At 71.2% G+C, this 24,468-nt stretch carries 23 protein-coding genes and 1 pseudogene; 13 read left to right on the top strand and 11 right to left on the bottom strand.

The features are described from left to right. The first annotated feature begins 84 nt into the window (after positions 1 to 84). Complete coding sequence (locus tag AB0E24_RS05515) at positions 85 to 960, top strand: LysR family transcriptional regulator (RefSeq protein ID WP_359375004.1); 876 nt, start codon at positions 85 to 87, stop codon at positions 958 to 960. Positions 961 to 972: 12 nt separating this feature from the next. On the opposite strand, the gene AB0E24_RS05510 is transcribed toward AB0E24_RS05515, so the two are convergent. Together AB0E24_RS05510 and AB0E24_RS05505 are read right to left on the bottom strand one after the other, a co-directional pair. Next, a complete protein-coding gene (locus AB0E24_RS05510) occupies positions 973 to 1,407 on the bottom strand; it encodes a DUF2267 domain-containing protein (RefSeq protein ID WP_093705499.1) in 435 nt (144 codons plus the stop codon). Between the two features lie 220 nt (positions 1,408 to 1,627). Then, positions 1,628 to 2,059, bottom strand: coding sequence for an Hsp20/alpha crystallin family protein (locus AB0E24_RS05505; RefSeq protein WP_079255873.1), 432 nt, complete (start codon positions 2,057 to 2,059; stop codon positions 1,628 to 1,630). Positions 2,060 to 2,187: 128 nt separating this feature from the next. Here AB0E24_RS05505 and AB0E24_RS05500 point away from each other — a divergent pair, with 128 nt between their 5' ends. The 6 genes from AB0E24_RS05500 to AB0E24_RS05475 all read left to right on the top strand — a co-directional run bounded on the left by AB0E24_RS05500 (position 2,188) and on the right by AB0E24_RS05475 (position 12,062). Beyond that, complete coding sequence (locus AB0E24_RS05500; protein WP_359375003.1) at positions 2,188 to 2,847, top strand: type III effector protein; 660 nt, start codon at positions 2,188 to 2,190, stop codon at positions 2,845 to 2,847. A 272-nt stretch (positions 2,848 to 3,119) separates the two neighbouring features. Next, entirely contained in the window at positions 3,120 to 3,395 is a 276-nt protein-coding gene (locus AB0E24_RS05495; RefSeq protein ID WP_359375002.1) for a hypothetical protein, read from the top strand. Between the two features lie 13 nt (positions 3,396 to 3,408). Further along, positions 3,409 to 4,722, top strand: a complete 1,314-nt coding sequence (locus tag AB0E24_RS05490; RefSeq protein ID WP_359375001.1) for a methyltransferase domain-containing protein — start codon at positions 3,409 to 3,411, stop codon at positions 4,720 to 4,722. A 68-nt stretch (positions 4,723 to 4,790) separates the two neighbouring features. After that, the gene (locus AB0E24_RS05485) at positions 4,791 to 5,030 is read left to right on the top strand and encodes a hypothetical protein (RefSeq protein WP_237287370.1); all 240 of its coding nucleotides are present in this window, start codon (positions 4,791 to 4,793) and stop codon (positions 5,028 to 5,030) included. A gap of 234 nt (positions 5,031 to 5,264) precedes the next feature. Next, positions 5,265 to 7,607, top strand: coding sequence for a DUF8508 domain-containing protein (locus tag AB0E24_RS05480; protein ID WP_359375266.1), 2,343 nt, complete (start codon positions 5,265 to 5,267; stop codon positions 7,605 to 7,607). 288 nt (positions 7,608 to 7,895) lie between these two features. Further along, positions 7,896 to 12,062 carry a Pls/PosA family non-ribosomal peptide synthetase gene (locus AB0E24_RS05475; RefSeq protein WP_359375000.1) on the top strand — a complete coding sequence of 1,389 codons (4,167 nt, stop codon included), beginning with the start codon at positions 7,896 to 7,898 and terminating at the stop codon, positions 12,060 to 12,062. 52 nt (positions 12,063 to 12,114) lie between these two features. On the opposite strand, the gene AB0E24_RS05470 is transcribed toward AB0E24_RS05475, so the two are convergent. After that, positions 12,115 to 13,518 (bottom strand): MFS transporter, encoded by a 1,404-nt coding sequence (locus AB0E24_RS05470; RefSeq protein WP_359374999.1) that lies wholly within the window; start codon positions 13,516 to 13,518, stop codon positions 12,115 to 12,117. After that, complete coding sequence (locus AB0E24_RS05465; protein WP_359374998.1) at positions 13,515 to 13,736, bottom strand: hypothetical protein; 222 nt, start codon at positions 13,734 to 13,736, stop codon at positions 13,515 to 13,517. The genes AB0E24_RS05470 and AB0E24_RS05465 overlap by 4 nt, the downstream gene beginning before the upstream one ends. 91 nt (positions 13,737 to 13,827) lie before the next feature. Here AB0E24_RS05465 and AB0E24_RS05460 point away from each other — a divergent pair, with 91 nt between their 5' ends. Then, entirely contained in the window at positions 13,828 to 14,760 is a 933-nt protein-coding gene (locus AB0E24_RS05460) for a LysR family transcriptional regulator (protein WP_359375264.1), read from the top strand. 52 nt (positions 14,761 to 14,812) lie between these two features. Further along, entirely contained in the window at positions 14,813 to 15,628 is an 816-nt protein-coding gene (locus AB0E24_RS05455; RefSeq protein ID WP_359375262.1) for a class I SAM-dependent methyltransferase, read from the top strand. A gap of 55 nt (positions 15,629 to 15,683) precedes the next feature. Here AB0E24_RS05455 and AB0E24_RS05450 read toward each other — a convergent pair whose 3' ends face one another. Continuing rightward, positions 15,684 to 16,298, bottom strand: coding sequence for a dihydrofolate reductase family protein (locus AB0E24_RS05450; RefSeq protein WP_347236981.1), 615 nt, complete (start codon positions 16,296 to 16,298; stop codon positions 15,684 to 15,686). Between the two features lie 129 nt (positions 16,299 to 16,427). Beyond that, positions 16,428 to 17,105, bottom strand: coding sequence for a hypothetical protein (locus AB0E24_RS05445; protein WP_359374997.1), 678 nt, complete (start codon positions 17,103 to 17,105; stop codon positions 16,428 to 16,430). 294 nt (positions 17,106 to 17,399) lie between these two features. Between AB0E24_RS05445 and AB0E24_RS05440 the strand changes: the two genes are divergently transcribed. Further along, entirely contained in the window at positions 17,400 to 18,605 is a 1,206-nt protein-coding gene (locus AB0E24_RS05440) for a serine hydrolase domain-containing protein (RefSeq protein ID WP_435865246.1), read from the top strand. Positions 18,606 to 18,637: 32 nt separating this feature from the next. Here AB0E24_RS05440 and AB0E24_RS05435 read toward each other — a convergent pair whose 3' ends face one another. The 3 genes from AB0E24_RS05435 to AB0E24_RS05425 form a co-directional block, all read right to left on the bottom strand. Then, on the bottom strand, positions 18,638 to 19,072 hold the full coding sequence (locus AB0E24_RS05435) for a VOC family protein (RefSeq protein WP_206331117.1): 435 nt from the start codon (positions 19,070 to 19,072) through the stop codon (positions 18,638 to 18,640). Positions 19,073 to 19,115: 43 nt separating this feature from the next. Then, the gene (locus AB0E24_RS05430) at positions 19,116 to 19,550 is read right to left on the bottom strand and encodes a helix-turn-helix domain-containing protein (RefSeq protein ID WP_167746815.1); all 435 of its coding nucleotides are present in this window, start codon (positions 19,548 to 19,550) and stop codon (positions 19,116 to 19,118) included. 205 nt (positions 19,551 to 19,755) lie between these two features. Then, entirely contained in the window at positions 19,756 to 20,688 is a 933-nt protein-coding gene (locus tag AB0E24_RS05425; protein WP_100808636.1) for an NADP-dependent oxidoreductase, read from the bottom strand. 94 nt (positions 20,689 to 20,782) lie between these two features. Here AB0E24_RS05425 and AB0E24_RS05420 point away from each other — a divergent pair, with 94 nt between their 5' ends. After that, entirely contained in the window at positions 20,783 to 21,163 is a 381-nt protein-coding gene (locus tag AB0E24_RS05420) for a winged helix-turn-helix transcriptional regulator (RefSeq protein WP_069869417.1), read from the top strand. A 117-nt stretch (positions 21,164 to 21,280) separates the two neighbouring features. Here AB0E24_RS05420 and AB0E24_RS05415 read toward each other — a convergent pair whose 3' ends face one another. Then, a complete protein-coding gene (locus AB0E24_RS05415; protein WP_359375258.1) occupies positions 21,281 to 22,873 on the bottom strand; it encodes an amidase in 1,593 nt (530 codons plus the stop codon). A gap of 157 nt (positions 22,874 to 23,030) precedes the next feature. Further along, on the bottom strand, positions 23,031 to 23,378 hold the full coding sequence (locus AB0E24_RS05410) for a hypothetical protein (protein WP_359374996.1): 348 nt from the start codon (positions 23,376 to 23,378) through the stop codon (positions 23,031 to 23,033). Between the two features lie 280 nt (positions 23,379 to 23,658). Between AB0E24_RS05410 and AB0E24_RS05405 the strand changes: the two genes are divergently transcribed. Both AB0E24_RS05405 and AB0E24_RS05400 read left to right on the top strand, forming a co-directional pair. Then, positions 23,659 to 23,880, top strand: a complete 222-nt coding sequence (locus tag AB0E24_RS05405) for a hypothetical protein (protein WP_359375282.1) — start codon at positions 23,659 to 23,661, stop codon at positions 23,878 to 23,880. 70 nt (positions 23,881 to 23,950) lie between these two features. Next, positions 23,951 to 24,215, top strand: a pseudogene (locus tag AB0E24_RS05400) (AMP-binding enzyme); the annotation flags it as partial. Positions 24,216 to 24,468: the final 253 nt, after the last annotated feature.

The raw sequence follows: 24,468 nt of genomic DNA, 5'->3' as shown, positions 1-24,468 counted from the left end.
TCCCACAGGCGGGATCAGGCAGGTGTTGCCAGGCGGTCCGGTGACCGGGCCGTCGCCATCGGCGAGAGTGGGCGGTGAGTCCCGGTGGATCTTGACTTGCGCAAGCTCCGCTACTTCGTGGCGGTGGCCGAGGAGCTCCACTTCGCCCGCGCGGCCGAGCGGCTGCACATCGCCCAGCCGGTGCTGTCCCGGCAGATCCGCAGCCTGGAGCACGATCTCGGCACCGAGCTCTTCGACCGCGACCGGCGGGGCACACTGCTGACTCCGGCGGGCGAGCAGCTGCTGGAGGACGCGCTGCCCCTGCTGGCTTCGGTCCAGGCGCTGACGCGGCGGGTGAAGACGGCCGCGCGGGACACTCCGGAACTGACCATCGGCTTCATGCCCGGCATCACCCTCACCCCGGCCACCGTGGCCTTCACCGGGCGCCACCCGGGGGTGAACGTGCGTCTGCTGCGCACGAGTTGGGACGACCAGGTCGAGGTGTTGCGCGACGGCCGTGCGGACGTCAGCGTCGTACGGCTGCCCGTCGACCAGGAGGGGCTGGAGGTGCGTCCACTGTTCCAGGAGCCCCGGGTCGTGATGGTTCCGGCGGAGCACCGCCTGGCCGGCCGGTCCTCGGTCACCGTCACCGATCTGGCCGGGGAGCATCTGCTCCAGGACCCGGACGCCGTGCCCGAGTGGCGGGACGTGGCGGTGGAGCTGCGCGGCAGGCGGCGGCCCGACGTTCCGGTGGTCCACCAGGTGGAGGAGAAGCTGGAGCTGGTGGCCGCCAAAGCGGGCGTCTGCGTGCTCCCGCTGTCCACCGCCACCTTCTACACCCGGCCGGACGTAGTGGCCCTGCCCGTCGAGGGCATCGGGCCCAACGAGGTGGCTCTCGCGTGGACGGCCTCCCGGCGCTCCCCCCTCATCCACGGCTTCGCGCAGGCCGCGGCGGAGACTCTGACACGGCCCCGTCCGTGACGCGCGCTCCGCTCAGGCGGCTTGGGTGAGTTCGGCGCGGCCGAACAGCAGCGCGTAGCCGCTGGGGAGTTGGCGCAGTATGCGGGTGAGCAGTTCGGGGCCGGCGACGGCGGCGACGGTGGCGAGGACGGAGCCGGTGTCCCAGCGGGTGGTGGCCAGGGGGGTGCCGCCGCGGGTGGCGAGGTCCTTGACGAAGGCCCAGCCGGTCAGGGGCCGGGTGCCGGGGATCTGTTCCGTGAGGATGCGTGCGGCTTCCCGGGGCAGGCGGGCGGCCAGTTCGACGCGTTCCTCGCCCGTCAGCTGGCGTCCGAGTCCCGAAAGGACCAGGCGGACGACTTCCTCGGCCCGTTCCCGGGTGGGGTAGACGCCGTCGTAACGGACCCTGTCCAGCATCTGCTCGAACGTCATCACGGGCAGGTGCTGGAGCGGTGCACACCGGTCGGACATCACTGCGGTGGTTGCCTTTCTGTCGCCTAGGTGGGGATGCCGGTGCCCGGCGGGGTGCGCGGGCACCGGATATGCGGGTGGTCAGGTGGGCCGGGGTGGCCGAAGAGCAGGCCATGGCCTGCGGGGAGATTCGGCTTCGTCGCTCCGGCGGGGGCGGAGGGCGGGCGAGGGGGAGATCGGGTGCCCGTCCTCCGCCGATGATCGGCCCCTGTCGCCGAGGTCAGCCGGAGATCTCCTTGCGGGAGGATTCCCCGCCGATGGCGATCTTGCGGGGCTTGGCGCGCTCGGCGATCGGGATGCGCAGGGTGAGCACCCCGGTGTCGTAGTCGGCCTTGATCTTCTCGGTGTCCAGCGTGTCGGCCAGCACGATCTGGCGGGAGAAGACGCCCAGCGGCCGCTCCGACAGTTCCATGTGTACGTTGTCGGCCTTTGCCACGGGCCGGCGCTCGGCCTTGACGGTCAGCATGTTCCGCTCGACGTCGATGTCGATCGCCTCCGGGCTGACGCCCGGCAGGTCGAACGCCACCACGTACTCATCACCCTCGCGGTAGGCGTCCATCGCCATGGCGGACGGCCGCGACCAGGTGCCCGGGCCCGTCAAGTGCTGAGCCAGCCGGTCGAGCTCACGGAAGGGGTCGGTGCGCATCAACATCGTGAAACACCTCCAGAAGGTTTGGGCAGTACCTGCCAATGCGCCTCACGGAAACCGTTGTAGCATGTCATCCAATGGATGACAAACATGAGGTCATCGAAAGGATGACGCAGCGGAAGGAGACGCCCATGGCAGCAGCCGATCAGCCGGCCTCTTCCGGCACCGACGCCCAGAGCCCGGCATCGTTTCTCGCTGCCGCGGCAGCCCTGGAGGCCATCGACAACGCCCTGCGCGCCGCCCAGGGCGAGGCGCCCAAGGCCCCCCACGGCGAGGCGGCCGGGCCGCAGCAGGCCCTGGCCTCGCTCCTGCTGCTGCGGCAGGTGCGCGAGCAACTCGCCGGCTGGGAAACCGGCCTGATCGAAACGGCACGCGACGCGGGAGCCAGCTGGGCCGACCTCGCCCACCCCCTCGGCGTCGCCAGCCGCCAGGCCGCCGAACGCCGCTACCTGCGCAATCGGCCCGGCCCCGCCGGAACCACCGGCGAACAACGCGTCCAGGCCACCCGCGAACGCCGCGCCGCCGACCGCACCCTCACCGTCTGGGCCCGGAACCACGCCGCCGACCTGCGTCGCATCGCCGGCCAGATCACCACCCTCACCGACCTCCCCACCGCCGCCCGCCTTCCGCTCGGCCAACTCGACGAGGCCCTCGCCCAGGACGATCCCGCCGCCCTCATCCGCCCCCTGAACGCCACCCGCCCCCATCTGACAGCCACCCACCCCGACCTCGCCGCCCGGCTCGACACCCTCACCAAATCCGCCGAAGCCACAAGTGCCGCCTCCGGCTGAGACCGATGTTTCGACGCGCTACGCGGGTTCCGTCGTCATCGGCACCGGCGTGACCGTGTCCGTCAGGGCCAATCGGGACCAAGGGGAGTGGCCCCCTCTGGTCCTGCCCGCACTGATCGGCCCGGCGGCTTCACCACTGAGCAAGGCTGCCGCAGATGCCAGGGCCTGGACTCATATTCCTTGCATGAGCCAGACCATCAGCCTGAGGGCATGGCATATGCGTTTGTACGGGATAGGTGCTCGGGTACGGATCAGCGAGGAGGTGGTACCCCGTGAGACTGTCCCTCGCCGCTGCCGGCGCGACCACTGGCCCGGTGGCTGAACTCGTGCTCACCGGCGATCCGACGTGTCCGGCCCGGCGGGCGGTGTCCGATCTGCCGGCCTGGCCCCAGCACCGGGCCCCCGTTCTGCTCGCGGTCACCATCGACGACACCCCGCTCGACCGTGCGGGTCCCCAGCCCGTGCTGCCGCAGGATCGCTGCGGAGCCCGGCACATCAGCGGCATCGACGCGGTGTGTGTGGACGGCGGCTACACCGCGTGGACGTGAGGAGAGCAACCGAGTGAGCCATGCTTCCACCGTGGACGTGCTGATCGTGGAGCACATGCCGCGGGAAGGCCCGTATGCCATCGGTGTGGCGCTGGAGGCGGCCGGGCTGCCCGTCCGGGCGTGCCGGACATGGGCGGGGGACCCGGTGCCCGACTCGCTGGGCGGCGCCGCGGCGCTGGTGGTGATGGGCGGTTCCGCGGCGGCGTACGAGGACTTTCCCGGCCGTACGGCGGAGCTGGCTCTGCTGCGGACGGCGCTGGAGGCCGAGGTTCCCGTGCTCGGGGTCTGCCTCGGCGCCCAGCTCCTCGCGGAGGCGGCCGGCGGCCGGGCCCTCCCGGGGCGGGTGCCGCGGATCGGCTGGGGCGAGGTGCGAACCGCACCGGCCGCGCACACCGATCCGCTGTTCGCCGACGCCCCGGAACGGCTGCCCGTCCTGCACCGGCACGGCGACGGCGACACCGTGGACCTGCCCGCCGGGGCGACGTTGCTGGCCTTCTGCGACCGCCATCAGGTTCAGGCGTTCAGGATCGGCGGCTCGGCGTGGGGTCTGCGGTTCCATCTGGAGGTCGACAAATCGGCCGTGGACGCCTTCGCCGCGGCCTTCCCCGATGAAGCGGATGAGGCGTCCGCCACCCCGGGCCTCATCGCGTCCGCCCCCGGCCACCTGGCCGACCTCGCCCCGCACCGTGACGCCGTGTTCGCCCGCTTCGCCGCACTCGTGGCGACCCGTGCCGCGCGGAGCGCGACCCGGACCTTCTTCACACCGATGGCGGCGACATGGGAAGAACGCTTCGCCGCCGACACCCCCAGGTACGCGGCAGCCGTCGCCCGCATGGGCCTGCGGTCCGGCCGGCGGGTCCTGGACGTGGGCTGCGGCAGCGGGCGTGCGCTGCCCGCGCTGCGCGCGGAGGTCGGCGACGAGGGTGCGGTCATCGGTGTGGAACTCACTCCGGCGATGCTCACCGCCACCGCCGCCGTGGAAGGCCGAGCGGGCCTCGCCCGGCTGCTCATGGCCGACGCCTGCCGACTGCCCTTCGCGGCCGGGGCGATGGACGGCATCTTCAGCGCGGGCTTGATCAACCACGTGCCCGACCCCGCGGCCGCGCTGTGCGAATGGGCCAGAGTGACGGCCCCGGGAGGCATGCTGCTGCTCTTCCACCCCTCCGGCCGCGCCGAGCGGGCCGCCCGCCACGGCCGTCCGCTCGACCCGGACGACCCGCTGGCCGAGGAGAACCTGCGGCCCGCGCTGCACGCCGCCGGATGGGCCCTGGACTCCTACGAGGACGCCACTCGCCACTTCCTGGCGCGTGCGGTCCGCGTCCGCTGATGCGTGGATGGAATTTCCGGCCATGAGTTGAGAGGAAGACCGCATGCCGCATGTGACGGGCGATTGCGGTGCGGAACCGGACCCGCATCGTGGAGGCCGCCCGTGCGGCCCTCGCCGAGGTCTACCGGCGCGATGTCGAAGAGCTCGTGGCCGCCGCCTCCGCCCTGCTGGTGGAACACGAGCCCGTGGAAGCCTTGCGCCACTGGCTCGACCGAGTGCTCGACTACGCCGCGATCAAGCGCGGCGTCGGCCGATCAGGGGGCTCACCGGGCGGCCGAGGCCGCGAACGGTGCGCAGCGGTTGTGTGAAAACCGTGAGAAGCATGGTGAACAGATGAGGAAGGAACGGACTTTGGGGCACCCCAGGGCTGGTCGAGCTGTCTCTACGCGCGTAACTTTCACCTTCCCCCCACCTGCCCATCCGCACCTGACGGCAAGACCAGGAGAGTCCTCGTGTCCCCATCCACCCCCTCGCACCCGCCACGGCACAGATCCGGCCGCCGCAACAGGCTGATCGCACTCGGCATCCCGGCCGGCCTCGCCATGGCCGCCGTCCCCTTCGTGGCGCAGGGCACCCCGTCCGCCGACGCGGTCATCTCCGAGGTCTACGGGGGCGGCGGCAACTCCGGCGCCGACCTCACGGGCGACTTCATCGAACTGGGCAACGCGGGCGGCGGGTCCTTCGACCTGAGCGGCTGGTCGGTCCAGTACCTGAGCGGCTCACCCGGACCCTCCTCCACATGGCAGGTCACCCCGCTCAGCGGCTCCATACCCGCGTCCGGCCGTTACCTCGTCGCCGAGGCCAAGGGCGCCGGCGGCACCAAGGACCTCCCCGCGCCCGACACCTCCGGCTCCATCCCGATGTCCGCGACCAGCGGCACGGTGGCCCTGGTGCACTCCACGAAGGCGCTGACCTGCCTCACCGCGGCGGACTGTGCCGCCGACGGCACCATCAAGGACCTCGTCGGCTTCGGCACCGCGGCCATCCGTGAGGGAGCTCCGGCCACCGGAGCGGGCAACACCACCTCGGTGGCCCGCGGCGCCGACCTCGCCGACACCGACGACAACGCGACGGACTTCACCGGCGGCGCGCCCACACCGGCCAACAGCGCCGGTCAGAGCGGTGGCGGAGACCCCTCGCCCACCCCCTCGCCCACCGACACCACCCCCGGTGCGCTGCGCATCCATGACATCCAGGGCGCCACCCGGGTCTCCCCGGAGTCGGGGAAGAGCGTGATCAACGTGCCCGGCATCGTGACCGCCGTGCGCGCCACGGGCTCCTCGCGCGGCTTCTGGATCCAGGACCCCGAGCCGGACGACAACCCCGCGACCAGCGAGGGCATCTTCGTCTTCACCGGTTCCGCCACGCCCACGGTCCGCGTCGGCGACTCCGTCCTCGTCTCGGCCAAGGTCTCCGAGTACACGCCCGGCGGGGCGGGCGGCGGCGCCCAGTCGGTCACCGAGCTGACCGGCCCGACCACCGCCAAGCTCTCCTCCGGCAACCCGCTTCCGGCCGCCGAGGCGATCGACGCCCGGACGATCCCCGAGGCGTACACCCCGGACGCCAAGGGCGGCAGCATCAACCCGCTGCCGCTCGAGCCCGCCACGTACGCCCTGGACTGGCTGGAGTCCCGGGAGGGCATGCGGGTGGAGATCGGCACGAGCCGGGTCGTCGGCGCCTCCAACGCGTACAACGAGACCTGGGTGACCACCAAGCCGGAGCAGAACCCGACCCCGCGCGGCGGCACCCTCTACGGCTCGTACGACAGCCAGAACTCCGGCCGTCTGCTCGTCGCCACGCTGACCGGCGACACCCTCGGCGCCAATGTGGGCGACACCCTGGGCGGCACGACCTCCGGTCCGCTGGACTACTCCAACTACGGCGGCTACACCCTCCAGGCCACCACGGTCGGCAAGGTCACCTCGGGCGGTATCAAGCCGGAAGTGGCGAAGCGGGGCAAGGACAACGAGCTGTCGGTGGCCACCTACAACGTGGAGAACCTCGACCCGACCGACCCGCAGGCGAAGTTCGACCGGTTGGCCAAGGGCATCGTCACCCACCTGGCCTCGCCGGACATCGTGAGCCTGGAGGAGATCCAGGACGACAACGGTCCCAAGGACGACGGCACGGTCGCCGCGGACAAGACGCTCCAGCAGTTCACCGACGCGATCAAGGCGGCGGGCGGCCCGGCCTACCAGTGGCGTTCCATCGACCCGGCGGACAAGGCGGACGGCGGCGAGCCCGGCGGCAATATCCGCACCGCGTTCCTCTACAACCCGAAGCGCACCAGCTTCGTCGACATCCCCGGTGGCGATGCCACGACCGCGGTGAAGCCCGTCGCGACCGGTGACAACGGCGTCACGCTGTCCGCCTCGCCCGGCCGGATCAACCCCACCTCCAGCGCCTGGAACAACAGCCGCAAGCCACTGGTCGGAGAGTTCCGGTTCCGGGGCAAGCCGTACTTCGTGATCGGCAACCACTTCAACTCCAAGGGTGGCGACAAGCCCGTCCACGGTGTCGACCAGCCCCCGTCCCGCGGCTCCGAGACCCAGCGGGTGGCCCAGGCCACGGAGGTCAACACCTTCGTCTCCGGTCTGCTCGCCAAGGACAGGAACGCGAAGGTCGTCGTGTTGGGCGACCTGAACGACTTCCCGTTCTCGCCCGCGGTCTCCGCCCTCACCAAGAACAAGGTGCTGACCGACCTGATGGCCACGCTTCCGGCCGACGAGCGCTACAGCTATGTGTACGACGGCAACTCCCAGACCCTGGACCACATTCTGGTGAGCCCGGCCATCAAGCGGCCCGGATACGACGTGGTCCACATCAACGCGGAGTTCGCCGACCAGGCCAGCGACCACGACCCGCAGGTGGTCAACGTCCGCTGACATCCGGCCGTGATGGGCGGCGAAAGCCCGTGTGGGGACGAGGGGCCCGGTCGGCGGACCGGGCCCCTGCGGCACTGGCAGGCAGACCCTTTCGTGTCCGGCCGCGGCGTGGTGCCACGGCCGGGCCGCGCGGGGGGTTAACGCGTGGCACGACGAAGGTTGGACGACGGTAAAACGTGCCGGAGGCCCCACCAGGGGCCGGGGGTGGCGCGGTGTACTGGAGACAAGAGGGCGGTTCGGGGAGAAAGCCCCTGGAGGGGGTCAGCGGTGCCAGGGAGGTGGCACGGTATGACGCCTGGTGGCAGCCGGCACGGAACGGGAACGCGAGAGCCGTCGCACGCGTGGGCGCCGAGGTCGCGGAGGAGTCCGGACGGGCTGCTCGCCTGCGCCGACTGGGACGGTTCGGTCCGGTGGCGGGACGGCGAACGGCTGGAGCGGCTGTTCGAGGAGCGCTGTGACCGGCTGCGCGCGCGAGGTGACGGGGACCGGCTCGCGGTGGACGCCGGTGACATCGCCCTGACGTACGCGCAGCTGGACGAGCGGGCCAACCGGCTCGCGCGTCTCCTGCTCGCCGAGGGGGTGCGGCCCGGGGACCGCGTCGGGCTGCTGCTCGACGAGCCGGTGGACGCCTACACCGGGATGCTGGCCGTGCTGAAGGCACACGCGGTGTACGTGCCGCTGGACATGGGGTTTCCGCCGGACCGGCTGTCCTCCATCGTCTCCGACGCCTCGGTGCGCCTGCTCCTGTCGCACTCCCGGCTCGCCGGGCGGACGGGGCGGCTCCCGGACAGCGTCGACGTCCTGCACCTGGACCGGGTGCGGGCGAGGGTGGCCGAGCAGTTGCCCGGTCGGCTCGGCCCCCCGGCCGTCGGGGAACCGGCCGACGACCTCTGCTACGTCATCTACACCTCCGGTACCACCGGCAGACCCAAGGGCGTGGCCGTCGGCCACGCGGCCGTGTGCAACTTCGTCCGGGTGGCCTCGGAGGTCTACGGCATCACCGGCCAGGACCGGGTCTACCAGGGCATGACCATCGCGTTCGACTTCTCCGTCGAGGAGATCTGGGTGCCCTGGATGGCCGGTGCCACGGTGGTGCCCAGGCCCGCGGGGCCCGGCCTGCTGGGCGCCGAACTGGACGCCTTCCTGCGAAACCGGCGGGTCTCGGCCCTGTGCTGCGTGCCCACCCTGCTGGCCACGCTGGACGAGAACGCCTCGGAGCTGCGCTTCCTGCTGGTCTCCGGGGAGCCGTGCCCGCAGGACCTGGTCACCCGCTGGTCCCGGCCCGGCCGCCGGTTCCTCAACGTCTACGGACCGACCGAGGCGACCGTCACGGCGACCTGGACCCCGCTGGCGCCCGGGCGGCCGGTGACGATCGGCGTCCCGCTGCCGACGTACTCGGTGGCCGTCCTCGACCCGGAGCGGGACACGGTCCTGCCGCCGGGCGCGTTGGGCGAGATCGCGATCGGCGGCATCGGGCTCGCCGGGGGCTATCTCAACCGGCCCGAGGCGACCGCACGCACCTTCGTCCCCGACTTCCTCGGCATCCCCCAGAACCCGTCCGGCAGGATCTACCGCACCGGGGATCTGGGCCGGATCAACGCCCGCGGCGAGGTCGAGCACCACGGGCGCATCGACACCCAGGTCAAGATCCGCGGTTACCGGGTGGAGCTGACCGAGATCGAGTCGGTGCTGCTGCGCGTGCCCGGGATCGCCCAGGCGGTGGTCAGCGACCGGGAGACCACCTCGGGGACGGTGGAGCTGTGCGCGTACTACACCACCTGCCGGGGCGCGACCGTGGATCCGGGGCGGGCCGTGGCCGAGCTGCGCGAGCGGCTGCCCGGCTATATGGTCCCCGCCTACGTCGAACAGCTCGCCTCGATACCGATGCTGCCCAGCGGCAAGGCCGACCGCCACCGGCTGCCACCGCCGGACGGGCCGCGCCGCCACACCGCGCGGGGTGACGGCGCGGCTCCGCGTACCGCCGCCGAACGGACGCTGGCCGAGCGGCTGGCCGGGGTGCTGGGGGTCGAGCGGGTCTCCGTCGACAGCCACTTCTTCGACGACCTCGGCGCCAACTCCCTGCTGATGGCCCGGTTCAACGCGGAGGTGCGCGGATGTCCCGGGCTGCCCGGGGTGTCGATGAAGGACGTCTATCTGCATCCCACGGTGCGTCGGCTTGCCGCGGCCCTGACCGAGGCGCCGCCTCCGGCCCGGGACGCGCCGCCGGAGCGGGCCGAACCGTCGCCGGAGCATGCGGCACCGCCGCGGCCGGCCGCTCCCGACGCTTCGGCCACTCCGGCCGTCGGCACGCTCCGGTACGCGCTGTGCGCGGTCCTCCAGCTCCTGGCCTTCCTGGTGTACGTGTGCCTCGCCTCGGTGGCGCTGGACGTCGGAACGTCCTGGATGGCGCGCGGGCAGGGATGGCTCGGTGTCTACGAACGCGCCGTCGGCCTCGGCGCCGTGGCGCTGATCGGCGCGAGCCTGCTGCCGATCGCCGTCAAATGGGCCCTCGTCGGGCGGTGGAAGCCGCGGCGCATCCGGCTGTGGAGCCTGGCCTACGTCCGCTTCTGGTGCGTCAGAACCCTCATCGCAGCCAATCCGCTGGCCCGGCTGACGGTCGGCACACCGCTGTACACCCTGTATCTGCGGGCGCTCGGCGCCAGGATCGGGCCGCGTGCCCTGGTCTTCACCCGGTGGGCGCCGATATGCACCGACCTGCTGACCGTCGGGGCCGACACCGTGATCCGCCAGGAGTCCTTCCTCAACGGCTACCGGGCGTGCGACGGGGCCATCGAGACCGGCCCGGTCACCATCGGCGCCGGTGCCTTCGTCGGCGAGCACAGCACGCTCGACATCGGGGTGCGCCTCGGCGACGGCGCTCAGCTGGGGCATGCCTCCTCACTGCACGAGGGCCAGTCGGTGCCCGCCGGGGAGCGCTGGTACGGCTCTCCGGCCCGGCCCGCGCCGGAGGGGTACGAATACCTCACCGTTCCGCCGGCCCGCTGTGGCCGTCTGCGGCGCGTGTGCCACAGCGTCGTCATGCTGCTGGTGCTCACGGCCACCGTGGGAGTGGCCGAGGTGGTCGTCGCCGCGCTGCTGGAGTCCCGGCCCGCGCTGGTGCACACCGTCACCGGAGCGGTCGGCCCGGACAGTTGGCGGTACTACGCCGACGGCCTGGAGATCGCGGCGGGCATGGTGCTCGGCCTCGCCCTGCTGGGCTCGGTCCTCGTACCGGTCCTGTCGCGTCTGCTGTCCCGCCTCCTCGCGGCCGACACGGTCCACCCGCTGTACGGGGTGCGTTTCGCGCTCCAGCGGACCGTTGCCCGGCTGGCCAACATCCGGTTCTACATCTTCCTGTTCGGCGACAGCTCGGCGATCACGCACTATCTGAAGGCCCTGGGATACCGGCTGGCGCCGGTCGAGCAGACCGGGACCAACTTCGGCACGATGCTCAGGCACGAGGTCCCCGCGCTCAGCCGCGTCGGCACCGGGACCATGGTCTCCGACGGACTGTCCGTGGCGAACACCGAGTTCTCCAGCACCTCCTTCCGTACCGCCCCGGTCGCCATCGGCCGCCACAACTACCTGGGCAACAACATCGTCTATCCGGCCGGCGGCAGGACCGGCGACAACTGTCTGCTGGCCACCAAGGTCATGATCCCGGTCAGCGGTCCGGTCAGGGAGAACACCGGACTGCTCGGCTCGCCCCCCATCGAGATCCCGCGGTCGGTCGAGCGCGACCACCGCTTCGACCACCTCGGCACCGGGCCCGAGCTGCGGCACCGCCTCGCGGCCAAGAACCGCCACAACGCCGTGACCACGGCCCTGTTCCTCGCGGTGCGGTGCCTGTACGTCTGCGGCCTGCTGCTGATCGCGATGTTGCCGCTGGCGGGCAATGGCGCGCTGTACTGGCCGGAGACGGTCGGTACGGCCCTGCTCGAACTCGCCTTCACGGTCGGGTTCTTCGTCCTCGTGGAACGGGCCGTAGTGGGCTTCCACGCCCTGCGGCCGCGCTTCTGCTCCGTCTATGAGCGGTCCTTCTGGCGGCACGAGCGGTACTGGAAGGTGCCGTCCATCGTCTATCTGCTCCTCTTCAACGGCACCCCCGTCAAACCCCTTGTCTGGCGGATGCTCGGCGTCCGCATGGGACACCGGGTCTTCGACGACGGATGCCGGATCCTGGAGCGCACCCTCACCCGGATCGGCGACGACTGCGTCCTGAACGCAGGCAGCATCCTCCAGGCGCACTCCCTCGAAGAAGGCGTCTTCAAGTCCGACCACATCGCGATCGGCGACGGCTGCACGATCGGTACCAGCGCCTTTGTGCACTACGGCGTGGTCGTCGAGGACCACGCCCGCCTCGACGCCGACGCGTTCTTGATGAAGGGCGAACACATCCCGGCGCACGCCCGATGGCGTGGCAATCCGGCGGCGGCACTCGTTCGCCCGCCATGACGGCCGAACCCGGCGTGGATGGAGCGGAACACCCGGCCCGAGCGGGGCTGTGTCAGGCGGTCCAGCCGTGCGTCTTGGAAGGTGGTCCTGGCCGGGATCGCACCGGCCCCGAGCCGGTCCGTCGCAGCGGGAGCGCGATCAACGCCGTGAGGACGAAGACCGCGGCCTCGTAGGCCATGGCGTGACCGAACGCCGCGTTCGCACCATCCGCCGGCGCGAAGTAGGCCAGCCCGGCCGTCGTCACCCCGAGCGAGCCACCGAGTTGCTGGGCCGTGGGCAGCAGGCCGGAGACCGAGCCCGCCGCGGGGCCCCGCACACCCGCCAGCACCAGAGCGAACACCGCGGCTGTGAACAGGCCGAACGCCGCGCCCCCGGCCGCCAGCACCGGCAAGGCCGCCAGGCGCCCGGGCCCGGTGCCGATGAGCCGCGCGAGCGCCAGGGCCATACCCGCCAGGACCAGCGCCGCGGCCGTCAGCACCGTCGGACCCAGCCGGCGGGAGAGTGCCGGAGCGGCATGGCTGCCCAGGACGGCCGCGGCGGCGAACGGCGCCGACACCAGCGCGGCGGACAGCACCGGATACCCGAGGGCGGACTGCAAGTGCAGGAACAGCAGGTACGTGAACGACGGCACCCCGGCGTTGAACACGAACACCAGCAGCACGCCCCGCCGCGCGGTTCCGTCTCGCAGGACCGACGGGTGAACCAGAGGGGCCGGCCGGCGCCGGAGGGTGAGGACGAAGCAGGTGAGGGTCGCCGCGGCCACGGCGAAGGAGGCCCATGTCCACCAGGGCCAGCCGGCCTCCCGGCCCAGCGCGCACGGCAGCACCAGCGCGCCGAAGCCAGTGGTGGTCAGAGCCGACCCGGCCCAGTCCACGCGCTGCCCGTCCGCACCGCGCGTACGGGGCAGCAGGGCGGCCCCCGCCAGCGAGACAACCGCCACCGGCACCGTGACCAGGAAGACCGCACGCCAGCCGAGGCCGAAGAGGTCGGCGCCGAGGAGAAGTCCACCGACGAGCGGTCCGGCCAGTGAGGCCACGCCCATCGTCGCGCCGTAGAGGGCGAGGGCCCGTGGGCGACGCTCGGGGGAGATGCCGGTGCGGATGAGCGAGAGCACCTGCGGGGCGACCAGGCCACTGCCCGCGCCCTGCACCAGCCGGGCCGCGACCAGCCATCCGGCGCCGGGCGCGGCGGCACAGGTCAGCGAGCCGACCGTGAACACCGCGGTGCCCAGCACGAACAGCCGCCGGTAACCGTAGCGGTCGCCCAGCCGTGCGGCGGTGATGAGCAGACACGCGTACGCCAGGGTGTACCCGGCCAGGACGAGCTGCACCGCGCCGGGGCCCGCGCCCAGGCCGGACTGGATGGCCGGAGCGGCGATCTGCCCGATCGTGACGTTGAGCAGCTGCACGAAGGTCGCACTCAGCACCACCGGCAGCAGGAACCGACCGCCGTTCACCGGACCAGCGCCCCGGCGAGCCACGACCTCCCGGTCAGCGGACCGGGCCGGCCGGACAGCGGGTATCCGCCGGGCGGGGGAGTGCCGAAGCCGTGCCGGTACAGGTCGCCGGCCCCACTCGCGGCACCGGCACCGGCATCGGCATCGGCACTGGCATCGGCGCCGTGGACGAGAACGGAGACCGTGTTGTTCACATCGGTGTTCAGGGAGGGCGTCATGGCTCCCATCCCAGTCGGCGACGGCAGCGTCATCCACTGAAAGATGTGACAGGCTGGGTGGCGATACTTCTCGGGTATGGAAGGGCTGGTCATGGAGGCGCGGCATCTGCGGTACGCGCTCGCCCTCGCCGAGCACGGACACTTCGGCAGGGCGGCCCACGCGCTGGGCATCGCGCAGCCCCCGCTGTCCAAACAGATCGCCGATCTGGAGCGCGAGACCGGGGCCCGGCTGTTCGACCGTACGCGCCAGGGCGTGTTCCCGACCGCCGCGGGCGAGGCATTCCTCAGCCGGGCGCGGCGGGCGCTGGAGGAAATGGCGGCGGCCACGGTCGACGCCGGCCGGGCGGCGCGCGGTGAGACGGGCCGGCTGCGCCTGGGGTTCATCGCCTCCGCGCTGCTCGACCCGCTGCCGGACGTCCTGGGCCGATTCGGCCGCGAGCGGCCCGATGTACGGCTGGAGCTGCACGAGATGGCATCGGGCCGCAGCGCCACCGCCCTCCTGGCCGGAGAACTGGACGTGGCCATCACCCTCGGATCGCCACGGGGCGCCGGGGCCGAGCACCTGGTGTCCGTCCCGGTCGGGCACGACCACCTCATCGCCGTCGTCAGCAGCGCACACCCCTACGCGGGCCAGGCGTCGGTGAGCGTGAACCAACTGCGGCGGCAGCCGCTGATCGTGGCCCCAGGGGAGGACGAGCCCGCGGTCGCCGCCGGACTGCGCACCCTGCTCGGCGAGGACGCCGCCGCGCTGGACGGTGCGACCGTCGCCAGGGACGTGCACACGATCATCGGCCTGGCCGCCTGCGGGGTCGGCGTGGGCCTCGGGCCCTCCCGCATGCTGGCGGCCCCCCGCCCAGGCATCTGGTTCTGCGAAGTGACCCCGCGCACGGCACTGCCCGACCTGGTCCTCTCCTTCGCCGACCGGCACCGCTCCCCGGTACTGGACGCCTTCCTCGACACGGTCCGCAGCAACTGCCCCGACGTCGGCGCCGCACTCGACCGGCGGTTCGGCGGTGTGCGTTAGCGTCAGGGCCTGCCGTGTTGTTGTGGCGGTGGCGGTTGTTCCAGGGAGGGGACTGGTAGTGCGGACGGCGTTTGACGAGTCCGAGCGGCGGGCGTGGGCGGGGCAGGCTGATGCCTATGCCGTGAGCTTTGCCAAACTCTGTGCGTATCCGGTGCCCGGGCTCCTCGACGCTGCCGGAGTCGGAAGGGGCGCACGGGTCCTCGATGTGGGGACGGGCACCGGTACTGCGGCCGCGGCCGCGTGTGAGCGGGGAGCGAAGGTGACAGCGGTGGACGCCGAACCCGGCATGGTCGCCCGGGCGGCGCCGGCGGCCCCGGGAGCTGACGTGCGGGTCGCTGCCCTGCCTCGCCTGCCGTTCGCCGACGACGAGTTCGACGCCGTGGTCGGCAACTTCGTCCTCAACCATGTCGGACGGCCCCGGGAGGCCCTGAGGGAACTGCGCCGGGTGACGCGGCCTGGCGGGCGGATAGCCGCCACCATCTGGGGGGTACCCGCGGCCTCGGGGCAGGCCCTGCTGGGCAGGGCTGTTCAGGCGGCGGGCGTCACCCGTCCCGCTCACCTGCCGACTCTTGCGCCAGAGGAGGACTTCCCGCGCACTGAACAGGGTTTTGCCGCGTTGCTGGGCGAGACGGGTCTGATGGATGTCGTCTGCGAGACCCTGTCCTGGGACCATCGGACCACTGCCGAGGAGTGGTGGAGCGGGCCGGCCGCCGGAGTGGCGACGATCGGGCAGATCGTGGCGAGTCAGGATCCGGCGGTCATCGCGGTAATCAAGGATCGTTTCCAGTCGCTGTGTGTGGAGTTCGCCGGTCCGGACGGCGTATTGATGTTGCCTCACATGGCCCTGATGGCGCATGGCCAGGCATGACGTTGCCCTCCCAAGGCGGGCAGGGTTGGGCAGGTAGGGGGGCTTGAGAGCACCGTCAGAGGATGTCGTAGGTCAGGTGCGTCGCTGTCGATGTCGGGGTCACGCTGCGCTGTACCAGTGTGTGCCGCGCCGTGCCGGTGAACAGCGGTGTCCCGGCGCCCAGGATGACGGGCGCGAGGTGGAGTGACAGCGCGTCGGCCAGCCCGGCGTCCAGCGCCGAGGCGACCGTTGCGCCGCCGCCCATGAGGACGACGTCGAGGTTCTTGCCGCTGGCGGACGATGCCGCCTGGGCGCGTTCGCGAGCCGTGGTGATGGCGTCGGGCAGTCCGGTGGTGACGAAGGTCCAGTCGAGGTCGGTGAGCCGCACTGATTCCGGTGGTGAGCTCGTGACGACGACGAAGGCCGGTTTGCCGACCTCGGCGGCTCCGTAGCCGGTGGTGTCGTTCCAGCCGTTCGGCCCGTCGACCAGGTCGAAGAGCCGGCGGCCGAGGACGACCGCGCCGGAGCGGGCGGTCGCCTCGCGCAGGACCCGGCGGTCGTCGGGATCGTCGGAGAACGCCCAGGTGTGCAGGGCTTCGCCGCCGGTGCCCAGACCGTTGTCGGGGCCGGGGTCGGGCCCGGTGACGAAGCCGTCGAGGGAGACCGAGATGTCGGCGATGATTCGTGTCATGCCAGGGCAGACCCGATCCGCCGCCCAAACTCATCGCTCCCGCGAGAGCGTTCGTTGCTGTGGTGAGGGACCGGAGCGTTCCCGCGGCCGGTTCTCGCTCCGGGCTGATCGGTGTGATCGTTGTACGCGCTATCGCAGCCTCGGATCCGGTGGCGGTGCCACATCCTTCGGATTCGGGTATTCGGGGTCCTCCCGGCAGTTCAACTGGGACGTTACCTTCTTCGCTGAGGCGATGAGCAGTTTGGCGTGAGAGTGGTCGCTGAGGGTGAAGTAGTCGCGCATGTTGAACTCCAGGGAACGGCCCCCTCCCGATTCCGTCCCGCTGCCGCCATCCGTGTCACATGTGACGAGGAGGCTGCCGGCGTTCTGCGGACCGGTGGTGGTCGTGTAGTGCACCGACCGGGCCGACGGGGGCGAGTGCGGAACCCACGCCACAGTGATGGCGAGCAGCTCTGCGCCATCGGCCTTGTCCGTCAAGGTGCAGAGGTGCTCGGGCGCGCCTCTCCTGGCCGGCTCCTCCCGCAGGGCCTTCGCGGTGTGACTGGTGGGGTCGGTCTTGACCGGATAGACCTTGCTGGGTCCGTTCGGCTTCCGGGCTTCCTTCGCGATGGCTTCGTCGAACAGGCCATCGCAGGCTTGGGTGACGGGTATGAGTCCGGCGTTGGCGGTCGGTTTCCGAGTCTCGGAGTCGTCGTCGCCGCTGCCGCAGCCTGTGAGGACGATGACGGACGTGCAGGCAAGGGCTGCCAGTCGCCCCGGAGTCAGGCGAAAGTCACACGGCACGATCTCTCCTGTCGGCTTCATCAACTGCCGCTCCTGGCCAACTGGGCGTCCCCCACGCCGCATACATAGTCGGCCCTTACGCGCTTGCTGACCTGGTTATATCAAGCGCTGCCGTGGAGTTCAGGACGGGCGGCGGTATCCGTATCGAGTGGGTGACAGTCCCGCGCTCGGTCCCGGACGGCGAAGGCGCCAACCTGGCCATGTGGATTCACCCCTGCGAGACCGCCGGTCCGGGAAGGGCACTGTGGAAAACCCGACGTTGAGCCCTCGGGCTGGCCGGATGGTTGTCCGGCATGCCCATTTCTACGCTGGGCCGTTATGTCGATGACTCGTCGCAGGACCATGTGCCGGACAGTGACCGTCGTCGCTGTCGCGTCCCTCGTCACACTCGGCCCGGCGGGGGCCGGTTTCGCGGCCACCGCCCGCACCCCGCCGGGTGGAACGTCCCAGCTGCAACGGGACACCGATGCGCTTCATGACGATGGTGTCACGGGGGTGTCGGCGACCGTGGAAACGCCCCGGGGAGTGCGAACAGCCCGCAGCGGGGTCGGTGACCTCAGCACCGCGCGGCCAGTGCCTCGAAACGGGTATATGCGGATCGGCAGCACCACGAAGACGTTTGTGGCGACCGTGCTGCTCCAACTCGCCGGTGAAGGGCGGCTGTCGCTGGAGGACCCGGTGGACAGATGGCTGCCGGGTGTCGTCGACGGCAAGGGCAACGACGGGCGCCGGATCACCCTGCGCCAACTCCTCCAGCACACCAGCGGGCTGCCCGACTACATCAGTGACGTCGTCCCGGACCTCAGCACAGCCGGGTATCACAAGAATCGCCGGACCACCCATAGCTCCGAGGAACGCGTTGCCTTCGCCATGCGGCACCCGCCGTCCTTCGAACCCGGTGCCGGCTGGGAGTACTCCAACACCAACTACATCCTCGTGGGCATGGTGATCAAAGCGGTCACGGGCCATTCCTGGGCACAGGAGGTCCAGAGCAGGATCGTGCGTCCGCTGCGGCTCGCGCACACGCTCACCCCCGGCAACCGGCCGTTCCTTCCCCGCCCGCACGCCCGCGATTACCAGCAGTTCGAGCCGGGTGGTGCCATGACCGACACCACGATCGCCTACCTGCCTTTCGACGGTGACGCCGACGGGTCGATGATCAGCACGGCGGAGGACACCAACAGGTTCTTCACCGCGCTGGCGGCCGGCGAGCTCCTGGCCCCTGCCCAGCTGGCTGAGATGCGGCGCACGGTCGAAGTACCCGCCGACCACGGTGCCCCGCCGGGCACGCGCTATGGCCTCGGCCTCGAGTGGACCCCACTGTCCTGCGGCGGCGGGTACTGGGGACACAGCGGCAATGGATTCGGCTATACGGCGTGGCCCGCCTCCGACGGGCGAAGCGCCGTCACCGTATCGCTGCACAGCCGACCGGGCGATGAGAACACCGAGGCGCGACAGCTCCGGGATGTCGCCACCCTCGTGGACCACGCTCTGTGTTCCTCACGTGACGAGGGAACCCCATGACATCGGCGGGTGCCGGTCACTGCCGATACGGATCAGTGCCGATTCGGGTCGAACTCCAGCACCTGCGTGAGCCGGATGTTGTTGCCCGACGGGTCCCGGAAGGACGTGTCGATCCCGTACGGCTGCGCCGTCGGCGGGTCGTTGAACTCCACGCCACGGGCGGACAGCTCGTTGTAGGAGGCATGGCAGTCGTCGGTCTCCAGGAACAGCGTGCCGCCCGCGCCCTTGGCCACCAGCTCCGACAGCTGGGCGCTGCTGGCCTCGTCGAGCATCGGCTGCCCCGGCACCGGCATCAGCACCAGCGCCGGGCCCCCGCCGGGCGGGGCGACGCACAGCCACCGGAAGTTCCATGCCTCCATGGTCACGTCCGCCCGGACCTCCCAGCCGAGTTTCTTGGTGTAGAAGTCGAGCGCCTCGTTCTGATCGTGCACCCAGAACTGCGCATTCGCGATCTTGATCGTCGTCATGGTCGCTCCTCGTCGCTCCTTGGCCGGTTGCCTGGAGTCGACGCTAAGCAGTCGGCGAGGCCGTGTCTTCTCGAAACGTGCGGTTCCGCGGCCGTCCGTAGGTCATCGCCACACAGCGGGGGATGCGTACATGCCGTGCGGCGGGCGGGTGCGCCGCACGGTACGCCTGCGGGGTCATCCCGTACATTCTGCGGAAGCTCGTCGTGAACGACCCGATGCTGTGCACACCGACGGCGACGCCGATCGCGGCCGTGGTCCAGTCGGTGGCGAGCAGCAGGGCGGCGGCCCGCTCGAGGCGACGGGTGAGCAGGTACTGGTGCGGCGACTCGCCGAACGCGGCTTTGAAGCTGCGGCTGAAGTGGGCGGGGGACAGCGCGGCGGCCGCGGCCATGTCGGCCACCGTGAGTGCCTGCGAGTAGCGGGCGTCCGCGAGATCCCTGGCGCGCAGGAGATGGCGGGCGATCGGAACATGGGCCATGGGACCCATTGTGCGGTGGCCGGGGCCCGCCGCTCCGGGAGGCTCGGTGGCCACGTCCTTGAGGGCGACCGCTGACATCCCTCGCCGCATGAGGAGCCGAGCTCGCGGATCTCTCGTCTCATCAACGCCTGTCGGGGCGCCGCGGGCGGCAGATCACCAGCCATTCATCAGTGGGGCCCCGCTCACGCAAGGCCCCACGGCGGGATCAGACGGTCAGGACGAGCTTGCCCTGGAGGTGACCGCCGTCGAGCATCCGGTGCGCGTCGGCGACGCGCTCGAACGGGAACGTCTCCTGCACATGGACCCGAAGCCTGCCCTGTTCGACGAGTTCGACGAGACCGCGCAGGGCGACCGGATCGGGGTCGACCGCGATACCGCTGAAGCGCATGCCGGCCGCCTCGTACTTGGCGACGAGCTTCGTATCCCCCTCGGCGACCGCCGTCACCAGGTGACCGCCCGGCCGAAGCACGTCGAGCGACCGCTCGACGGTGTCGCCGCCGATCGTGTCGAGCACGACGTCGATATCGCGGACCGCCTCGGTGAAGTCGACCTCCGTGTAGTCGATCACCTCGTCGGCGCCGAACCCCTCGACGAACGTCCGCTTGCTCCCACTGGCGGTCGCGATCACGTGCGCGCCGAGCGCTTTGGCGATCTGGACCGCGACATGGCCGACTCCGCCACCACCGCCGTGGACCAGGACGCGGTCGCCCTCCCTCACGCCGCCGAGGTCGACGAGGCCCTGCCACGCCGTCAGCCCGACGACCGGCAGCGCCGCCGCCTCGACGTGCGAGAGTGATGCCGGCTTGCGTACCAGGTGCAACGCCGGCGCCGACACGACTTCCGCGTACGCGCTCGCCGCCCGCGGGAACAGCGGCATCCCGAACACCTCGTCGCCGGGCCTGAACCGATACGTCAGCGACCCCTCCTCGACCACGCCGCTGATGTCCCAGCCGAGGACGAACGGCGGCCGACCGAGCAGCGGGGGGAACTCGCCGGCGCGCACAAGCGCCTCCAGCGGGTTCAGCCCGATCGCCTTGACACGGACGAGAACCTCGGTCGGGAGGGGCTGGGGCTCGGGCGCGTCCACGATGGTGAGCACCTCGGGACCGCCGAGCCTCTGCTGGGTGATGACTCGCATGACTCTCCTGGCTCTGGATGGGGAGAGCACCCAGGCTATGTTTCCGATAGGAACCGGCAGGTACCTATCGGAACCAGCAGGTACCTTTGGCGCCATGAGCGGTTTCGGTCCCGGTGGGCCCTTTCTCGCCGACTGCCCGGCGCGTCTGGCGGTCGAGCTGATCGCCGACAAGTGGACGGTGGTCGTGCTCTACGGCCTCAGCCAGGGCCCGGTGCGCCATGGCGAGCTGATCGAGCTGATCGGCGGCATCTCCCGCAAGATGCTCACCCAGACGCTCCGACGGCTCGAGGCGCACGGACTCATCCGCCGCCACGCCTACGCCGAGGTGCCGCCCCGCGTCGAGTACGAGCTCACCCCGCTCGGGGCGACGCTGATCGATCCGATCCATATGCTGACCGAGTGGGCGAGGGCGAACGGCGACGCGGTGCTCGACGCGCTCGACGCCGCTCCTGAGCCGGTCGCCCATAGCGACTGAGGCCCCCGCCAGGGCACTGAGTACCCTCTCGGCCGCTGCCCGGGACCGGCCCGGCCGCGCCCGGTCTGAAGGCTCTGACGACCTGAAGGCTCTGACGACGTTGCGAACGGCACGGGGTCATAAGCCCACATCGGCGGGGCGGTATGTCGGCGCTCTGCGGACCCGGCCGGCCTGCTCGTAGGCGTAGGCCAGGCGGAGCAGGGTCGGCTCGCTCCACGCCGTGCCCATGAACGTCAGGCCGACCGGCAAGCCGAAGGCGAAGCCGGCCGGGACGCTGATCGCGGGGTATCCGGCGAGTGCGGCGGGCGTGGACGCGCCGCCGCCGTAGCTGTCCCCGCGGACCAGGTCGATCTTGGCCGGTGGTCCGGTGGTCGGCATCACCAACGCATCGAGGCGGAAGCGCCGTAGCACCGCGTCGATGCCTTCGGCGCGCGACAGCCGGTGGTTGGTGGCCAGCGCCTCGCGGTACTCGCTCTCGGTGAAGTCCAGCTGGTGCACCGCCTCCAGCCCGTCCTGCCGTACATAGCGGAGCTCGCGGTCGGCGTGTGCGCGGTTGAACGCGATCAGCTCCGCCAGGCCGCGCGGGTGGTCGCCGGGGGCGCCGGCCAGATAGGCGTTCAGCGCACGCTTGATCTCGTACACCTGAACGATCTTCGAGCTGGGGAGGTCCTCGAGCTGCTCGGCCGTCGGGATGTCGGCCGGGTCGACCACGGTCGCGCCGGCGGCGCGCAGCGTGGCGATCGCCTGCTCCGCGATCTCGTCGGCGTGGTCGCTGTAGCCGAAGTACACGGCTCGCGGTATGCCGATTCGCGCGCCGCGCAGTCCATCGGCATCGAGGAAGCGGGTGTAGTCACGGTGGAAGTGGCCACGGCTCGCCTCGGTCGCCGGATCACGGTCGTCGATGCCGACCAGGACGCCGAGCAGGATCGCGGCGTCGCGGACCGTGCGCGCGATCGGGCCGACGCTGTCCTGGCTGGGCACGCCGGGGATCACTCCGCCGCGCCCGACCAGTCCAACGGTCGGCTTCACCCCGACGACGCAGTTCGCCGAGGCGGGGTCGATGATCGAACCGTTGGTCTCGGTACCGATCCCGGCGACGCACAGGTTGGCCGCGGTGGCGGCCGCCGTACCGGAGCTGGACTCGTTCGGAGACCGATCCAGCTTGTACGGGTTCCGGGTCTGCCCACCGCGGGCGCTCCAGCCGGCGTGGTGGGTGAGCGACATCCCACCGGCCCACTCGCTCAGATTGGTCTTGCCGAGGATGACGGCACCGGCCGCGCGCAACCTGGCGGCGACCGTCGCGTCCCTTGCCGGCCGGAGGCCCTCCAGGGCGAGGGATCCGGCGGTCGTGTGCATGCGGTCCGCGGTTTCCACCAGGTCCTTCAGCAGCACGGGCATGCCGTGGAGGGGCCCGCGGCGACGTCGTCCGGCATCCAGGCGCCGGGCCTCCCGCAGCGCCTCGGGATTGACCTCGATCACCGCACGCAGGAGTGGATCGATGCGTTCGATCCGATCGAGGTAATAGCGCGTCAGCCGTTCGGCGTCGAGCCGCCCTTCGTCCATCCGCTCGCGTAGTTCGGCGATGCCCAGCTCGTCCAGGCTCCCGGTGGCGGGGCGGGCCTGGGCGGGGGCGGCACCCAGCCACGGTGTGGCCGCCGCGGCGGTGCCGAGCGCGAGCATGCTCCGGCGCGTGGCGTCGATCCGGTTCATTCGGTACGGCGTGGTCATAGGTCGGCACGCTAGAGGTGTAACCGATGTGGCGCGCTCCGACTGGCCCCCGGCTCTTCGCTGGTGATATCCCCCTGCCGCACCGGGGGAACGCCGGAGACCGCGATGTGCCGGCGGGAATTCCCCGCCGTGATGGCCGTCAAGAGTGGGGATCGCTGCCGCCCAGCGCGCCGACCACGGTTCGGACGAGCAGGTTGACCTTTGCCTCGACCTCGTCTCCGGCGCCTGGGGAGGCCAGGGTGGGAGACCCCGCGGGCAGGTCGTGGACCTCGTGCAGAAGGGCCAGATAGACCTGACGGCCCCAGACCGGATCCGCCGCGGTTATCGCTCCTGCGTCTCGCAGACGAGCGAAGAGCAGGTCGAGACCGTCCAGGACCGCCGGCGTGATGGCCGCGGAGAGCTGGACGGCGAAGCGGTGGCTGAGCTTGAGGTCGAAGACGATCTCCGTGAGGCGGTGCAGCGCGACGAGGGGTGGCGCGGTCTCCACCCGTGCTTCCGCCAGTCCGAGCAGATACCGCTGAGTCAGCTGCTCGGCCAGGGCGTCCAGAAGGGCGGTGCGCGAGGCGAACCGGCGGTGGACGGTGACGCGGGCAAGCCCCGCGGCGTCCGCGATCCGCTCCTTGGAGCTTCGGGCTTCCCGGCCGTGCCGCCGGTACGGCCCACCCAGGCCCGCCGGTCATCGGCGGCGCCCGCCACGCACCGCTGTGCCGACGGCCGACTCACTTTCCCGGTCACCCGGCTCAGCACAGCGACTCCCGCCCATACCCGTGCTGCGCACTGGCCCCAAGGAGAGTCATGGCCGATACATCCACACCATCGCGCCGTGGCTCGGCTGGTTGATCAACATCGTGATCGCCGAGTGGCTGATCGCCAGGCGCGGACTTCCCGGAGTGCGCTGGGAGACCTTCCAGGAGGACCACGAGAAGCGGCCTGCCCGCCGGGAAACACACATGGGCAATGCCGCCGCCTCGGGGAGGACGCCGTGCTGACGAGCTGACCGCCAAGCCCCGGGACGTCTCCTCGCTCACCGAGGTCACCATCGGCGGCTCGGCCTGCCCGCCCTATGTCACCGAGGCCGCCGTGGTGGCCGTACCGGACGACAAGTGGGGCGAGTGCCCACTGGCCACAGTGGTCCTCAGGAAGGGCGCCACCACCCGACTTCGGGACCCTGCGCGCCTTCCTTGTCGAGGAGGGCGGCATCGCCAAGTGGCAGCTCCCGGAGCGCTGGACTGCCATCGAGGCGGTGCCCAAGACGAGCGTGGGCAAATTCGACACCTGCCGACCGAGTGCGACAGCCGCCGTCCGCGCTTGGCAAGTGCCATGAACTCGTGGGTGCCACCGCCGGAATCGGCCCCTGCCGGCGGGCTGGTGACATGAAACCTGTGACGCCCACGCTTCTGCCGGGCGGGACCGGTCTTGCACGAGAGATCCAGGTCCCGGAACTACCGAAGGCATCCGCCCGGCAGGGCGAGGTCCGAAGAGGAGCCGGTCCGACCACGGGGACCTAAGCGCTCCGCTGGAAGTGCCCTGACCTGCCGTCGATCGTCCGCAGCGCCGTCGTGGCTGGTCGCGCCCGC

It is taken from the genome of Streptomyces malaysiensis subsp. malaysiensis, from assembly GCF_040653035.1.
Taxonomy (GTDB): domain Bacteria; phylum Actinomycetota; class Actinomycetes; order Streptomycetales; family Streptomycetaceae; genus Streptomyces; species Streptomyces malaysiensis.
The sequence above is the reverse complement of the archived record's forward strand: the minus strand, read 5'-3'. Positions and strand labels throughout refer to the sequence as shown.

Bases quoted from the DNA above. Each gene is read 5' to 3' on its own strand.
- AB0E24_RS05425 (WP_100808636.1), bottom strand. From the start codon at position 20,688: ATGCGAGTCATCACCCAGCAGAGGCTCGGCGGTCCCGAGGTGCTCACC.
- AB0E24_RS05475 (WP_359375000.1), top strand. From the start codon at position 7,896: ATGACGCCTGGTGGCAGCCGGCACGGAACGGGAACGCGAGAGCCGTCG.
- AB0E24_RS05465 (WP_359374998.1), bottom strand. From the start codon at position 13,736: ATGACGCCCTCCCTGAACACCGATGTGAACAACACGGTCTCCGTTCTC.
- AB0E24_RS05435 (WP_206331117.1), bottom strand. From the start codon at position 19,072: ATGACGACGATCAAGATCGCGAATGCGCAGTTCTGGGTGCACGATCAG.
- AB0E24_RS05440 (WP_435865246.1), top strand. From the start codon at position 17,400: ATGTCGATGACTCGTCGCAGGACCATGTGCCGGACAGTGACCGTCGTC.
- AB0E24_RS05500 (WP_359375003.1), top strand. From the start codon at position 2,188: ATGGCAGCAGCCGATCAGCCGGCCTCTTCCGGCACCGACGCCCAGAGC.
- AB0E24_RS05415 (WP_359375258.1), bottom strand. From the start codon at position 22,873: ATGAACCGGATCGACGCCACGCGCCGGAGCATGCTCGCGCTCGGCACC.
- AB0E24_RS05450 (WP_347236981.1), bottom strand. From the start codon at position 16,298: ATGACACGAATCATCGCCGACATCTCGGTCTCCCTCGACGGCTTCGTC.
- AB0E24_RS05510 (WP_093705499.1), bottom strand. From the start codon at position 1,407: ATGTCCGACCGGTGTGCACCGCTCCAGCACCTGCCCGTGATGACGTTC.
- AB0E24_RS05505 (WP_079255873.1), bottom strand. From the start codon at position 2,059: ATGTTGATGCGCACCGACCCCTTCCGTGAGCTCGACCGGCTGGCTCAG.
- AB0E24_RS05420 (WP_069869417.1), top strand. From the start codon at position 20,783: ATGAGCGGTTTCGGTCCCGGTGGGCCCTTTCTCGCCGACTGCCCGGCG.
- AB0E24_RS05430 (WP_167746815.1), bottom strand. From the start codon at position 19,550: ATGGCCCATGTTCCGATCGCCCGCCATCTCCTGCGCGCCAGGGATCTC.
- AB0E24_RS05480 (WP_359375266.1), top strand. From the start codon at position 5,265: ATGGCCGCCGTCCCCTTCGTGGCGCAGGGCACCCCGTCCGCCGACGCG.
- AB0E24_RS05460 (WP_359375264.1), top strand. From the start codon at position 13,828: ATGGAGGCGCGGCATCTGCGGTACGCGCTCGCCCTCGCCGAGCACGGA.